General features: G+C 40.5%; 14 protein-coding genes and 4 tRNA genes. 4 read left to right on the forward strand and 14 right to left on the reverse strand.

Translation table 11 applies throughout. The features are described from left to right. Positions 1-29 precede the first annotated feature (29 nt). Entirely contained in the window at positions 30-563 is a 534-nt protein-coding gene (locus tag H7R46_RS15140; RefSeq protein WP_005071183.1) for an HPP family protein, read from the reverse strand. A 97-nt stretch (positions 564-660) separates the two neighbouring features. Here H7R46_RS15140 and H7R46_RS15145 point away from each other — a divergent pair, with 97 nt between their 5' ends. Together H7R46_RS15145 and H7R46_RS15150 are read left to right on the forward strand one after the other, a co-directional pair. Continuing rightward, entirely contained in the window at positions 661-1,209 is a 549-nt protein-coding gene (locus H7R46_RS15145; protein WP_005071185.1) for a TetR/AcrR family transcriptional regulator, read from the forward strand. 14 nt (positions 1,210-1,223) lie between these two features. Further along, the gene (locus H7R46_RS15150; RefSeq protein WP_086260924.1) at positions 1,224-1,883 is read left to right on the forward strand and encodes a VOC family protein; all 660 of its coding nucleotides are present in this window, start codon (positions 1,224-1,226) and stop codon (positions 1,881-1,883) included. 86 nt (positions 1,884-1,969) lie between these two features. Here H7R46_RS15150 and H7R46_RS15155 read toward each other — a convergent pair whose 3' ends face one another. From H7R46_RS15155 to H7R46_RS15165, 3 genes are all read right to left on the reverse strand, one after another. Further along, positions 1,970-3,199, reverse strand: coding sequence for a CaiB/BaiF CoA transferase family protein (locus tag H7R46_RS15155; RefSeq protein WP_005071189.1), 1,230 nt, complete (start codon positions 3,197-3,199; stop codon positions 1,970-1,972). Positions 3,200-3,250: 51 nt separating this feature from the next. Next, positions 3,251-4,573 (reverse strand): MFS transporter, encoded by a 1,323-nt coding sequence (locus H7R46_RS15160; protein ID WP_005071191.1) that lies wholly within the window; start codon positions 4,571-4,573, stop codon positions 3,251-3,253. 224 nt (positions 4,574-4,797) lie between these two features. Beyond that, on the reverse strand, positions 4,798-6,018 hold the full coding sequence (locus tag H7R46_RS15165) for an acyl-CoA dehydrogenase (protein ID WP_005071193.1): 1,221 nt from the start codon (positions 6,016-6,018) through the stop codon (positions 4,798-4,800). Positions 6,019-6,263: 245 nt separating this feature from the next. Between H7R46_RS15165 and H7R46_RS15170 the strand changes: the two genes are divergently transcribed. Continuing rightward, positions 6,264-7,211, forward strand: coding sequence for a LysR substrate-binding domain-containing protein (locus tag H7R46_RS15170; RefSeq protein ID WP_005071195.1), 948 nt, complete (start codon positions 6,264-6,266; stop codon positions 7,209-7,211). Positions 7,212-7,314: 103 nt separating this feature from the next. On the opposite strand, the gene H7R46_RS15175 is transcribed toward H7R46_RS15170, so the two are convergent. Further along, positions 7,315-8,490 (reverse strand): zinc-binding dehydrogenase, encoded by a 1,176-nt coding sequence (locus tag H7R46_RS15175; protein WP_005071199.1) that lies wholly within the window; start codon positions 8,488-8,490, stop codon positions 7,315-7,317. 401 nt (positions 8,491-8,891) lie between these two features. Between H7R46_RS15175 and add the strand changes: the two genes are divergently transcribed. Then, positions 8,892-9,887, forward strand: coding sequence for an adenosine deaminase (gene add, locus H7R46_RS15180; protein ID WP_000629048.1), 996 nt, complete (start codon positions 8,892-8,894; stop codon positions 9,885-9,887). A gap of 351 nt (positions 9,888-10,238) precedes the next feature. On the opposite strand, the gene H7R46_RS15185 is transcribed toward add, so the two are convergent. The 9 genes from H7R46_RS15185 to H7R46_RS15225 form a co-directional block, all read right to left on the reverse strand. Then, positions 10,239-10,315: transfer RNA gene (locus H7R46_RS15185), tRNA-Pro, on the reverse strand. Between the two features lie 4 nt (positions 10,316-10,319). Continuing rightward, positions 10,320-10,395 (reverse strand) — tRNA-His (locus H7R46_RS15190). A 33-nt stretch (positions 10,396-10,428) separates the two neighbouring features. Then, positions 10,429-10,505: transfer RNA gene (locus H7R46_RS15195), tRNA-Arg, on the reverse strand. 56 nt (positions 10,506-10,561) lie between these two features. Beyond that, positions 10,562-10,638: transfer RNA gene (locus H7R46_RS15200), tRNA-Pro, on the reverse strand. A 142-nt stretch (positions 10,639-10,780) separates the two neighbouring features. Further along, complete coding sequence (gene nadA / locus H7R46_RS15205) at positions 10,781-11,845, reverse strand: quinolinate synthase NadA (RefSeq protein ID WP_002115913.1); 1,065 nt, start codon at positions 11,843-11,845, stop codon at positions 10,781-10,783. Positions 11,846-11,989: 144 nt separating this feature from the next. Next, positions 11,990-13,210, reverse strand: coding sequence for a bifunctional glutamate N-acetyltransferase/amino-acid acetyltransferase ArgJ (argJ, locus tag H7R46_RS15210; protein ID WP_005071205.1), 1,221 nt, complete (start codon positions 13,208-13,210; stop codon positions 11,990-11,992). Positions 13,211-13,343: 133 nt separating this feature from the next. Then, positions 13,344-13,823 (reverse strand): methylated-DNA--[protein]-cysteine S-methyltransferase, encoded by a 480-nt coding sequence (locus H7R46_RS15215; protein WP_005071208.1) that lies wholly within the window; start codon positions 13,821-13,823, stop codon positions 13,344-13,346. Between the two features lie 11 nt (positions 13,824-13,834). Continuing rightward, entirely contained in the window at positions 13,835-14,155 is a 321-nt protein-coding gene (locus H7R46_RS15220; protein ID WP_005071209.1) for a DMT family transporter, read from the reverse strand. 149 nt (positions 14,156-14,304) lie between these two features. Further along, complete coding sequence (locus tag H7R46_RS15225; RefSeq protein WP_005071211.1) at positions 14,305-15,300, reverse strand: cation transporter; 996 nt, start codon at positions 15,298-15,300, stop codon at positions 14,305-14,307. Positions 15,301-15,302 lie beyond the last annotated feature (2 nt).

Genomic DNA, 15,302 nt, shown 5'->3' on the forward strand with positions numbered 1-15,302 from the left:
TTTTAAGCTCAAAATATTTCATACCTCACCTACTTTTTACTATTTAAAATTCCTAAGCCATACATCGGCCACTTGGTACTCGCTTTAATATTATTAATGAGCATCGCCACCAAAACCAAAGACACTGCGCCAACCAAAACAGGGAAAATTAAGAAACTCCACTCGTAATGTATGCTGCTTGCAGTGAGTAAAATAACCAAAGGATTGGCTCCGGCAGGTGGATGAATGCATTTAAAAACCTGCATGAGCGCAATGGCACAGCCCACGGAAAAAGCAATTGTAAAAATGGAAACGCCGACAAATTTTAGAAAAAACAAACCTACAAAAGCCGAAATAAGATGTCCAAATATAATATTTCTCGGCTGTGCCAAAGGTGATTGCGACACGGTATAGAGCAATACACAGGTTGCACCAAACGGCGCCATGATAAAGATATTATGTGTGAACTTACTCAACCACAGAAGTATAAAAATACTGAGCGTCCCCCCAACAAGGCTTCTTAAGACATCAACTTTAGTGGGCGACGGAGCCAGTTTTTCTTTGCCATAAAAGATCGAGAACATGGTTTTTTCCTCAAACAAAAATTTGCTTTTTAAAAAGCATATAGATAAAATTTCAAATAGTACAGATCTGTACTATTTTATTTTTTGGAAAAGACACATGTCAAAATCTGCCTTAAAAATATTAGATACAGCCGAGAAGTTATTTAATGAAAATAGTTTTGTCGGGGTTGGTGTTGACCTGATTCGGGATGAATCTGGCTGCTCTAAAACCACCATGTACACGTACTATAAAAATAAAAATCAACTGGTTAAGTCTGTGCTCGTTGCACGTGATGAACGGTTTAAGCAAAGCCTTTTGGGCTATGTTGGAGATGCAACAGGGTTAGAAGCCATCAATAAGATTCTGGATTGGCACACCAACTGGTTTAGGCAAGATTTTTTTAAGGGCTGTTTATTTGTAAGAGCTGTCGCTGAATCTAACCAAGATGATCAAGACATTATTTCTATTTCTAAAGCCCATAAACAATGGATTAAAGTATTGATTGCGCAAAACTGCAATGTGCCAAATGGTGAAGCTTTATCTGAGCTGATCTATACGGTGATTGAAGGGCTAATTAGCCGCTTTTTAGTCGATGGTTTCGATGAAACACTTGCTATAAATATGAAAAACTCGATTAATCAATTATTTAATATTCATCAACATTAGCATGAGAACTTAAAATGGAAGTGGACCATATTTTTATTTGTGTACAATCAGGCGCTCCCGAAGCTGAAACTTTAAAAAAATTCGGTCTAACAGAAGGTTCATCCAATAAGCACCCGGGTCAAGGTACCGAAAACAGACGCTTTTTCTTTAAAAATAGCTTTATCGAATTAATCTTTTTAAATAACCCAGAAGAAGCCTCAAGCGATCTCACCAAACCAACTCTGCTTTTTGAACGACTCAGTGCTCAAAATAATATCGCGTCCCCTTTTGGTATTTGTTTTCGCCCTAAAAATAAAGATGATAACAGTGCAAAATTTCCTAATTGGGTTTACAAGCCAAGCTATTTACCAGCCAGCTTAGAAGTAAATGTTGCCAAAGATGCTGTTGTATCTGAACCGATGTGGTTCTTCCTTTCATTTGCTTCACGACCAGACCTTGCTGTAAAAGACAAACAACAACCACTTGTGCATAGCAAAGATTTATCAGAAATCACCGCGATTAAGGTTTCTATTCCAAACCTTAAGCAGCATCCTACTTCATTACTGTTCAATAAACTTGATAATTTTGAAGTCACCGATGGACCGGAGCATTTAATGGAAATTAGTTTTGATCATGAACCTCAAGGAATGATTCATGATTTCAGACCAGAGCTGCCGCTTATTTTTAAATATTAAAACGCTTACTTTTTAATAAAAAAACTGTGATTTATTGCAAATCACAGTTTTCATTTAAATTGAATCACATTAAAAACCACAATAGCTTAAGCAATTTTCCCATCAATAATGCCTTTCTCTTTTAACGTAGCCAGCTCCTCTGCTGTTTTAAATCTCGATAAGATTTGAGCAGTATGTTCACCAAGTTCTGGCGGCGCATGATGATATTCAACTGGAGTATCAGACAGTTTGATGGGTGAGCCAATGGTTTGGAAGTTTTCATTTAAACGATGAGGAATATTCACCACCAAGTTGCGATGTACGATTTGTGGTTCAGCCAAAGCATCTTCAATAGAGTTGATAACACCTACAGGTACTTTTAAAGCATGAATCATCTCAACCCATTCTTTGGCAGTTTTCTGCAAAAAGTGCTCCGACAATAAAGGAATCAGTTCATTTCGATACTTTACGCGGTCCTGATTACGGACAAACTTTTCATTTTCGAGCAGCTCTGAATAACCAATCGCAACACACAAATCTTTAAACTGCTTGTCGTTACCGCAAGCAATAATAAACTCTTTATCTTTAGCCTTAAAAGTTTGATACGGCACAATACTCGGGTGTTGATTACCCATGCGCTGTGGTGCTTTACCCGAAGCTAAATAGTTCATTCCCTGATTTGCCAGTGCCGCGACCTGTACATCAAGGAGTGACATATCAATATACTGACCGCGTCCTGTGTGTGAGCGTGCAATCAGTGCCGCTTGAATGGCAATGGTGGAATACAATCCAGTTTGAATATCTACCACAGCCACACCAACCTTTTGCGCACCACCACCTGCCACATCATCAGGCTCACCAGTAATGCTCATTAAGCCAGACATACCCTGAATAATAAAATCATAACCGGGTTCTTCCGCACGTGGACCATCTTGTCCAAAACCCGTAATCGAACAATAAATAATGTTCGGGTTCAACTCACTTAATGACGCGTAGTCCAAACCATATTTAGCCAAAGACCCTGTCTTATAATTTTCAATTACCACGTCGGCAGTCTTTGCAATTTCATAAATTAAGGCCTGACCTTCGGATGTGGTTATGTCTACCGCAACCGAATATTTATTGCGATTCGTACACTGGAAATAACCAGATTCACGGGTCATGTTACCGTCTTGATCGGGCATCCATGGTGGACCCCACATACGGGTATCATCACCTACTCGAGGACGTTCAATTTTAATCACTTCTGCACCGAGGTCTGCCAAGATTTGCCCGCACCAAGGCCCTGCAAGTACACGACTTAAATCTAAAACCCGAATTCCTTGTAATGCACCCATAACGATACCCTTATCTTTTTAGAAGGTACTAACGCACCTCCCTGTCATTGTTTATGATTGTCTTTGTGGATCGTACTGACGATCTTTAATAAATAAGCCCGGCAATACACCCGCAACAAAATACGCAGCGCCCATCACAATAAAGGCCATGGTAAAAGTTCCACCCGATGCTAAGAAACCAATGGTAGCTGGTGCAATAGCAGCCCCGACACGACCAATGTTATAAGCACCGCCAATGGCTGTTCCGCGCACATCGGTTGAAAAACTTTCAGCCATATAGGTCGCGTTCACACCGTATGGTATGCCGTATAAGAAGCCAAAAGTGATCAATAAATACAGAATATTGTCAGGGGTATTGAAGAAAATAATGATTGGCAAGAACACGGCGCTGGCTATTGTTCCAAACACAAAAACAGCACGGCGATTAAATTTGTCAGCAAGATAACCCGCTAAAATTTTGCCTAGAATCATTGCAGTATATGAACCCACCATGTAACTGGTTAAGTTTTTAAAGTTCATATGTACTTCTGTTTCTAAATAACTTGGCATCCAGTTGTTAATGCCGTAATAACCAAACTGTAAGAAAAATGCTGTGGTCATCCACAACAAAAACATTTTACGGTGCTTAAAGTTATTAAAGATTTGTTTGTAGATACTGCTACTTTTCGGCTTTTCAGCCACCACTCTTTCTTTAGTCTGTCTGTTGCCTTGTAAGCTTTCAATTTTGGTGAGCTGCCAAGATTTTGGCTCTGGCACAAATCGTTGTAGGAAAATATTAACGAAAGCAGGCACTACAGTCAGGAAGAACAAAACACGCCAGCCATGATCTGGAATAATTGCGCCAGCTAAGAGGGTTGCCGCAATATAACCTATGGTCTGACCCGTCTGTAACGTACCTAAAACTGTTGTACGGTAAGTGGTTGGCACATATTCAGCCATTAAGGTATTACAAGCCATATAGAGTGCTCCAATACCCAAAGCACCAATAAAACGTAAAGCCATAAATTGCTCGAAGCTTTGCGTAAAGCCTAACAAACACGTCGCTACCGAAAAGAAAGTAACTGAGTTGGCAATGGTTCGTACACGACCAAACTTGTCACATGCCCAGCCACCCAAAATACCACCAATACCCATACCTGCCAAAGAAGCACTGCCTAAGGCACCCGCTTGAAAGGTACTTAAACCAAACTCTGCCTTTAAACTGGTCAAGCTATAAGACAACAGCATAATATCAATGCCATCGACCACCATTGCAAAATAGGCAAATAACAACGCCCATTTCCATGTATTTGGTCCAATCTTTTCGTATGTCCCAAGGTTACTTGGAAATGTATTTCTTAATTCTTTCGATATTACTTGAACGTCATTGTTCATATTTAGTTCCTCATTTTCCCAAATGAGTCATCGGTAGCCTACTTATGTTTTCTGTATGACTTAATCTTCTATATTTTCATCACCTTACATTTAGTTTTAAGTACACAGAGGCACATCTTTACATGAGTATCCTTACGATGAATCTTGTCATTTTCCATAAATTTTTGCGTAAAAATCCCTAAAGGCATTCTCGAAAGAACACCTCTATCTTTTAAATGAATGAGTTAGTTACTAAATGCTGCGATGCCTGTTTGTGCACGACCTAAAATTAAGGCATGAACGTCATGTGTACCTTCATAGGTATTTACGACTTCAAGGTTAACCAAATGACGTGCTACGCCAAACTCGTCGCTAATCCCATTTCCACCCATCATGTCACGCGCCATACGAGCAATATCAAGCGCCTTTCCACAATTGTTGCGCTTAATTAGAGATGTGCCTTCAACTGACGCAATGCCTTCATCTTTCATACGGCCAAAACGTAAAGCTACTTGCAAGCCTAATGCAATTTCAGTTTGCATATCTGCGAGTTTCTTTTGAATCAACTGATTTGCAGCCAACGGACGACCAAATTGTTTACGGTCCATGGTGTATTGATGTGCGGTATGCCAGCAGAACTCGGCAGCCCCCATCGCACCCCATGCAATACCATAACGCGCACTGTTTAAACAGGTAAATGGACCTTTTAAACCTCGAATTTCAGGGAATGCATTTTCTTCAGGTACAAAAACGTTATCCATTACAATTTCACCTGTAATTGAGGCACGTAAACCGACCTTGCCATGAATGGCAGGTGCAGATAGACCTTCCCAGCCCTTTTCTAAAATAAAGCCGCGAATATCGCCAACATTACCTTCAGCAGAAACTTCTTTTGCCCAAACGACAAATACATCGGCAATTGGACTATTGGTAATCCACATTTTTGCGCCACTTAAACGGTAACCACCGTCAACTTTTTTAGCACGTGTAATCATACTGCCCGGATCTGAACCATGGTCAGGTTCGGTCAAACCGAAACAACCAATGTATTCACCCGTAGCTAGTTTAGGTAAGTACTTCTGCTTTTGCTCTTCGGTACCAAATTCATGGATCGGAACCATGACCAATGAGCTTTGCACACTCGCCATAGAGCGGTAACCCGAATCGACATATTCAATTTCACGCGCAACCAAACCATAACTCACATAGTTCAAACCTGCGCCGCCATATTGCTCAGGAATGGTTGGCCCCAGTAAGCCGAGCTCTCCCATTTCACGAAAAATAGATGGATCTGTTGTTTCATGACGAAATTGTTCAAGTACACGTGGTTGCAAACGTTCTTGGCAATAGGCGTGAGCAGCATCACGAATCATGCGCTCATCTTCGGTAAGCTGTTGCTCAATTAAAAATGGGTCTTGCCAGTTAAATTGAACTTTTGCTTTTTTTGTTGTCACCATGTGATTCATCGCATCCTCTGCTTGATTTGATCTTCTTTATTTAACTCGATGTTATGCGTGAAAAATGCAGTAATCAAATGATAAATGTTCATGCAGATATGCGACTTACGCATATTTAAAATAAGATGCATTAAATTTAGATATTTAATTCGTTGTATTTCATTAAAAATGGCTTATTTTTATACTAAACTCTGCTCTCTGCATTTAGGTCATATGCTGTTTTGAAATATGACGACAAATAAAAGGATTTATTTATGCGAAGAAGTATCCCATCCATTCAGGGCCTGATTTGCTTTGAAAGTGCAGCAAAACATCTAAGTTATACCTATGCTGCCCAAGAGTTATGTATTACCCAAAGTGCAGTCTCGCGCCAAATTCAGCAGTTAGAAGATTTCTTGGGCGTTGAACTCTTTATACGTACTCGGCATGGCGTTGAACTCACCATTGCAGGCCAACAATATTTTAAAAGCATTAAACCCTACCTATTAGGTCTAGAGAAATGTACAGCCGATGTGATTTCTCATAAAGGTTTAGGTGGCACACTAAAATTAGGTGTGGTTCCTACCTTTGCAACACGCTGGCTGTTACCCAAGCTTCATCTTTTAAATCAAAAACACCCTGAAATTACGGTTCACTTAGAAACCAGTACCAAGCCTTTTTTATTTAACGATAATATTTTTGATGCTGCTATTTTTGCAGGTACTCAGCAGCAAATTGACCACTGGCCCGGTATACAAGCACATTATTTAATGGATGAAGAAATTGTACCTGTATGCTCACCAAAACTCATCGAAAAGTATTTTCCAGATGCAGTCATGATCAATGAAAATACCTATGATTTAAGCTCTGAAGATTTACTGAAAATCCCCCTACTTCAACAAACCACTCGGCCTAGCATTTGGCAAGAATGGTTTCTAACCCATCAGATGCAACACCCGAAGCCTTTTGATGGACAACGCCATGAGTTATTTTCAATGCTTGCGGTTGCTGCAAGCCATGACATGGGAATGGCCTTAATTCCACAAATGTTGATTGAGTCTGAATTACAAAAAAAGGAACTGGTGATTGTTTCCAATAAAAAATTAAAAGGTAGCCGAAAGTATTACCTTATTCATTCGAGCCAAGACATCTCACCGACTATTCAAAAATTTGTTGAGTGGATTTACCAAGAGTTAGAGCAGTTAAAAAGTAATACCAATTAGCTTAGCAGCTTTGATTTATGCCACATATTGCGATCTATAAATATAAAAAAGATTGTGATTAATCAAATCACAATCTTTTTAGTTAAGTGTAAATGACTTTGAATTAATGACTCATCAATTGAATGTCTGAACCACTACGTTTTGGGTCAATCAAGATTTTGGCGTGCTGTTCAGGGTCACGTAATGCCTCAAATGCACTCGTAACACCTTCTAGGCCAACAACACCTGTAATTAGCGGTGAACAGTTCACTTTACCTTCTGCAATCATATGCAGCGCATCTCTAAACTCAAGCGGTGTATAGCCCAACACAAACTGAATTTCTAACTCTTTATTAATCGCAAGTGCTGGTTCGATTTTGTCACTTTGCATGCAGACACCCACCCCAACAATTCGGGAAAACAAAGGTGCACCTTCAATAATTTGCTGCAAGACACCCGGTACGCCCACACACTCAAAAATAACAGGACGTTTTGGCAGAGCACCTAATTTATCAATCATGCGCCATCCATGCCACCACGGTAAGCGAGTTGCTTGCAACTTATCAAACAGCCCCATGCCCATATTAATTGCGTCAGAAACATTGCCAAGCAAACCAAACTCTTTCCAGTTGGCAAATGGCGATGTCTCTTTAGGGTCTACCACAATATCCGCACCACATTGCTCGGCAAGCTTACGTCGGTTTGGTGAAAAATCACTGGCAACTACAGTTTTAACCCCAGCTGCTTTAAGCATTAATATGACACCTAACCCGACAGGACCACAGCCAATCACAATTGCAGGTTCACCAGTTTTCACACGGCTACGGCGAACAGCATGCAATGCAACCGCCATAGGTTCAGTCATGGCAGCACTATCGGCATCTAGACCGTTGGGTACTTCAAACATCAAGCTCGATTGAGCCAATACTTGCTCGGCATAGCCACCCGAAGCATTTGGAGAAAGCCCTGTAGATAAATAACCATGCTGATCTACATTTAAAAGAGGCATTGCACAGACAAGTGTATCGGCTTTAAATTTATGGCGTGTTTTTGGACCATAATCCAAAACCTTGCCACAGAACTCATGTCCTAGTACAAACGGGTCTGTAGACTTGGCTAAACCATTAAATCCGACACGTGCAGCCAAATCATGCATGTGGTCGCAGTGGTGCTGCATATGTAAATCTGAACCACAGATCCCGCATCGCACCACTTCCAATAAAACTTGCCCTTTTGCAGGTGTTAAGTTCGGTTGGTCTACTACTTGCAATGTTGCTTGATGACAAAGTACCGACTTCATTTGAGTGCTTCCTATTTCTTCTTTTTCATTTACTTGCCAGAAATAGATTTCTACAGATAAATTAATCGCTTTATCGGTTTGGTCTTTAGCAAGCCTTTATTCATCTTTACAAGTAAAAGGCAAAATACCAATGACCATTCTTCAGCCAATCTATTGTTGAAAAGTCAACAAAAAAAGGCTCAGCGAAATTAAAAACAATAAAAATCTTGGTGCTCGTATCTTACACAGACTGTGTTGTCTTCTTAGGCCAGAACAATGTCATCAAAATTAAAACTTATACAAATATAGTAAGTTCAAAAAACTCAACTCAACCATTTTCACAAAAACATAGCAAAACCAAACTTTTATCAGTGCATCTAAACAGGCATGATGAATTGATGCAAACAGATAAGAAGAAATCTATGATTACAAAAACACTTCCACTTACAGATATACACCGCCACCTTGATGGCAATATCCGCATTCAAACCATTTTAGAGTTGGGGCAACAATACAATTTAGATTTGCCTGCTTACGACATTGAAACGTTACGCCCACACGTACAAGTGATAGATAATCAACCTGACTTATTAAGTTTTTTATCCAAACTCGATTGGGGCGTAAAAGTATTAGCAAGCCTAGATGCCTGCAAACGTATTGCTTTTGAAAACATGCAAGATGCAGCACAACAAGGCCTAGACTATGTAGAACTACGTTTTTCACCGGGTTATATGGGCATGACCCATCAACTCCCCCTTGAGGGCGTAGTTGAAGCTGTGATTGCTGGTGTAAAAGAAGGCAGTCAGGCATATGGGGTAAAAGCGAATTTAATTGGCATTATGAGTCGTACTTTTGGTCAAGAAGCCTGCGAAAAAGAATTAAATGCCCTACTCGCTCATAAAAATGATATTAAAGCATTGGATCTTGCTGGAGATGAGCTTGGTTTTCCGGGCAATTTATTTATTGATCATTTTAAAAAAGCGCGTGATGCAGGCTGGCACATTACAGTACATGCAGGTGAAGCTGCTGGCCCAGAAAGTATTTGGCAAGCTATTGAAGAATTAGGTGCTGAGCGAATTGGACATGGTGTTAAAGCAGTTCAAGATTTAAAACTTTTAGATTATTTGGCTAAACATCAGATTGGTATTGAGTCTTGTCTCACCTCAAATATTCAAACCAACACAGTGCCTTCTTTAGCAGAGCATCCATTAAAGACTTTTTTAGAACATGGTGTGCTTGCTACCATTAATACGGATGACCCAGCAGTAGAAGGCATTGAGATACAGCATGAATATTTAACTGCTGCCCCACTAGCAGGTTTAAGCCCTGAGCAAATTTATACAGCTCAAGAAAATGGACTTAAAATCGCATTTTTATCAGAACAAGAAAAAGATGAGTTAAGACAGAAATATCAATAACAGAGAACAGAGAACAGAGAACAGAGAACAGAGAACAGAGAACAGAGAACAGAGAACAGAGAACAGAGAACAGAGAACAGAGAACAGAGAACAGAGAACAGAGAACAGAGAACAGAGAACAGAGAACAGAGAACAGAGAACAGAGAACAGAGAACAGAGAACAGAGAACAGAGAACAGAGAACAGAGAACAGAGAACAGAGAACAGAGCTTATATAATTAAGTTCAGATATTGGAGCAATTTGGAATAAAAATTTTATTATAGAAAACAAAAAAATTTCTTCTATCCATAACATAAGAAGAAATGATTTTAATATATGGGATATTTTAGAAAGCTTAAACGCTTTTAAATATGGTCGGAGCAGTAGGATTCGAACCTACGACCCCCTGGTCCCAAACCAGGTGCACTACCAGGCTGTGCTATGCTCCGAAATTGGGGTGAATGACGGGATTCGAACCCGCGACAACTGGAATCACAATCCAGGGCTCTACCAACTGAGCTACATCCACCATCAAATAAGTTCTACGTACCAAGCTACCAAATGGCGCGCCTGACAGGATTCGAACCTGTGACCATCCGCTTAGAAGGCGGATGCTCTATCCAACTGAGCTACAGGCGCTTAACCGATGATGCTTATCATGCGATACTTCGCCGATCTTAAAATATTCTTTTAAGTGGTCGGAGCAGTAGGATTCGAACCTACGACCCCCTGGTCCCAAACCAGGTGCACTACCAGGCTGTGCTATGCTCCGATCTATCTCAGCTTTTGCTGTATCGCACATCGTGCGGTACGGTGTGCATTCTAGGCGCGACGCCCTCAGACGTCAACACCTATTGTCAAAAAAAGTTAAAAATCCTTATCAAATGTATATTTAACAAGCATTTTGAGGCTTTTTAACGTTTTAATGATGCACTAAAGGCTAACATTCGATCTAAAGGCATTTTGGCACGTTCAGCAAGTGCTGGGTCAACGTGTATTTCTTGATCACCTTTTTGTAAAACTTCTAAAATTCCGTCGAGTTCATTCATTGCCATCCACGGACAGTGGGCACATGAACGACAAGTTGCCCCCTCACCCGCTGTTGGCGCTTCAACTAAAATCTTATTGGGTACTGCTTGCTGCATTTTGTAGAAAATACCGCGGTCAGTTGCCACAATGAGTCTTTCGTTTGGCAAAGTCTGCGCAGCTTTAATGAGTTGAGAAGTACTACCTACCGCATCTGCAATTTCTACAACCGACTCTGGCGATTCTGGGTGTACCAATACAGCAGCGTCTGGGTACAGTGCTTTCATGTTGGCAATACCACGTGCGCGGAATTCTTCATGCACAATACATGCGCCATCCCAAAGCAACATATCTGCACCAGTTTTTTTCTGAATATAGCGACCTAAGTGCTGATCTGGCGCCCAAATAATTTTTTCGCCTAAGCTGTCTAGATGTTCAACAATTTCAACAGCACAGCTCGAAGTCACGACCCAATCGGCACGTGCTTTAACAGCAGCCGATGTATTGGCATAAACAACTACGGTATGGTCAGGGTGCTGATCACAAAATGCCGTGAACTCATCAACTGGGCAACCCAAGTCGAGTGAGCAGGTTGCTTCAAGTGTCGGCATTAAAATTGTTTTTTCAGGAGACAGGATTTTTGCTGTTTCTCCCATAAACTTAACACCAGCCACAACCAGTGTAGAGGCTGCATGATCTCGTCCAAAACGGGCCATTTCTAAAGAGTCAGAAACGCATCCACCTGTTTTTTCGGCAAGCTCCTGTACTTCAGGGTCGCAATAGTAATGAGCAACAAGGACAGCATCACGTTTTTTGAGCTCTGCTTCGATCTGCGCAAACTTTTGTTGTTTTGCTTCTTCACTTAAGCGATTGTCTTTTGGCTCACCTAAACGGTCTAAATGCGCTTGTACAATGTTTTTTGCATCGTTGGCAATTAAAGTCGCATCACTCATAAAACGTCTTCTCTATCCTTCATGCTGGCATACCTGCTCGCATATAACGTTACTGCTTAAATGATTTACGGATTGAATCATTTAATATCAAAAGATGGGGCTAATAAAAAAGCCTCTTTGTCGAGGCTTGATTATAACTGATATTTAAGAACGGTAATCAGCATTAATTTTGACATAGTCGTAAGATAAGTCACACGTATATACCGTGTCTTTGGCCTGACCACGTCCTAAATCAACACGAATGGTAATTTCGGTTTGTGCCATAACACGCGCACCCGCTTCTTCGGTATAGTCCTCAGCTGCGCCACCATCTTTACAGATTTGTACATCGTCTAACCACACTTGAATTTTAGACACGTCTAAGTCTTTAACGCCTGCATAGCCAATCGCAGCTAAAATACGTCCCCAGTTGGGGTCCGATGCAAAAAGTGCAGTTTTGACAAGTGGTGAATGCGCAATGCTATATGCAATGTCACAACATTCTTGAGTATTCGCGCCGCCTTCTACAGCAATAGTAATGAATTTCGTCGCACCTTCACCATCACGGACAATTAACTGTGCTAAACGATTCATTACACGAGCAAGAACTTCTAACACTTTAGCGTAGCGTACATCACTGTCCGATGTAATTTCAGCGCCACCCGCCTGACCTGTTGCTACGAAAATACAAGAGTCATTAGTCGAAGTATCGCCATCAATCGTAATACGGTTAAATGAATGCTCAACTGTTGTCTTTAATAGCTTTTGTACTAAATCACGGCTAATAGGTGCATCTGTTGCCACAAAGCTCAACATGGTTGCCATGTTCGGGCGAATCATTCCGGCGCCTTTACTAATACCTGTCATGGTATAAGTAATGCCATCAAGTTCAAATTGTTCAGATGCGCCTTTAGGCACAGTATCTGTTGTCATAATGCCAGTTGCAGCATCATTCCAAGCAGCATCTTGTACACTATTTAATGCAGGCTGAAGACCAGCAAGTAAGCGCTCCATCGGAAGCTGCTCACCAATCACCCCCGTAGAAAACGGAAGCACTTCAAAACTATTAACGCCAGCAAGCTCCGCTAACTTTGCACAAGTATCCTGAGCGTTTTTCAAACCTGTAGGTCCGGTACCTGCATTGGCATTACCCGTGTTAATTACTAAATAGCGAGGATTACCTTCGGCAAGATGAGCTTTAGAGACATGAACAGGTGCTGCACAGAATGCATTTTGAGTAAATACACCAGCAACATTTGAGCCTTCTACAAACTCAAAAATGACTAAATCTCGTCGGTTTTGGTAACGTACATATGCTTCTGTTGAGCCAATTTTTACACCTTTTACCACATGCATTTGTGGCATTGTTACGTCACCGACAGCCATTTTTAGAACATCCAAAATTTGTTGAATAAGATCAATATTTCAAAAAAAGCGATGCAATAAAGCACCGACCTTATGAAATATCATTGTGAACAGCTTAGTAGAAAAGACTAAAAAAATCGAGCGCAAAAACGGCTCATTGTTGCTCTAGTTTTAATAAAATATCTTTCTTATCAAGCCCACCAGCAAAACCAACTAAAGCTCCACCCGCACCAATGACTCGGTGACAAGGTGCAACAATTGAAATCGGGTTTTTGCCATTTGCAGCGCCAACTGCTCTCACCGCTTTTTCATTGCCAATTTGAACAGCAATATCTTTATAGCTTCTTGTTTCACCATAAGGGATGGTCAGTAAAGCAGACCAGACCTGCTTTTGAAATGCAGTTCCTTCGAAATCTAACGACAATGTAAATTCACGGCGTTTGCCTTCAAAGTATTCTTGTAATTGTTGTTCCGTCTTTAATAAAACTGGATGCTCAAGTTGTTCGACCAGCTCGGCCAGTCGAACACGTTTTGGATTTTCATTGTCCCAGAGTATTGCCACCAAAGCATTTTCATTCGCAACTAGTTTTAATTGCCCAACAGGCGAATTGATATACTTATAAGACAGCAACATAATTTATTCTCTTAGGAAGGCGATGAAATTTTCATTAAAACCAAGCCTGACACAATTAATACAGCGGCAATCATTCTCATAGCGCCAACAGGCTCATGAAGAAAGAAAATACCGACTAGAAATGACCCGATTGCGCCAATTCCTGTCCAAACCGTATAAGCAGTACCAAGCGGTAAAGTTTGCATTGATATTGAAAGCAGAACTACACTCAAAATCATAAAAACTACGGTAATAACACTAGGGGTTAAACGTGTAAAACCTTCGGACATTTTCATAGAATATGCCCAAATGATTTCAAATACACCTGCTAAAATTAAAATAGCCCAAGCCATAACATTCACTAATTTTTATAGCGTCAGGTCGTCCCGACATGATGACCCATTATGGGGGAGGTCGTTCCTCCTTTATGTGAGAACTCAGTTTACTTTAAAATAAAAAATGAAGGCAAACCCGAACTCAAGCTTGTCTCTATCAGAAAATATTATTCATTTTTTAACTGTAAAATTTTTCGTGCACCATTTAAAACAAACAAAACAATAATTAATCCAATCATTAAATCAGGATAACGCGAACCTGTAATGACAACCAATATTCCCGCGACAATGACACCCAAGTTAACGATGACATCATTTGCAGAAAAGATATAACTCGCCTTCATGTGTGCCCCGCTCTCCTTATGGTCTCTCATTAAATAAAGACAACTAATGTTGGCCGCAAGAGCTAATCCGCCAATTAAAATCATGAGAATTGAAACAGGTTCACTGCCATAAATAAAACGACGCAGTACATCAACTAACACAATCATGGCTAAACCAAACTGCAACCATCCTGAAAGATGCGCAGCCTTTAATTGTGCATTTAGATTTTTACCAACCACAAATAAAGCAATGCCATAAATTGCAGCATCGGCAAACATATCGAGTGAATCAGCGATTAACCCTGTCGATGAAGCAATAATGCCTGCCATCAACTCAATAACAAACATGATCCCATTAATGAGTAACAACCATTGTAAAACTTGTTTTTGTGCTGCATTGGTTGAAGAACTAGCTCGAACCTTTTTAGGTTTTTCAACAGGTTCATAATGTGGCTGTGTTTGTTGTAACTCGGCCCCTAGTCCCAAACGCTGTAAACTTTGAGTAATCCTTTCAGCTTGAAGACTGTGATAAATCGCTAAATGGCGTGCAGGCAAATCAAAATGAAGCTCTTGAATATCGTCAGTGTAAGAGGCCAAAGCCATCCGCACCATTTGCTCTTCGGCTGCACAGTCCATGCGAGGAATATGGTAATAACTTACCCATTGACTCTTTTTAGCCACAGGTTCACTAGGCGTAAAACACTCCTGAGACGACATGCTTGAGCATTCGCAGTTAGAGCTATTTTTACTTAAATGTATTTGATTCTCTTGTTTTTCTAAAGCCATCTTTGCACCATAACTGACACAAAAAACAATGCCATTAGTATAAACCAATGGCATAT

Source organism: Acinetobacter sp. BEC1-S18-ESBL-01 (assembly GCF_014169935.1).
GTDB classification, from domain to species: Bacteria; Pseudomonadota; Gammaproteobacteria; order Pseudomonadales; family Moraxellaceae; genus Acinetobacter; species Acinetobacter pittii.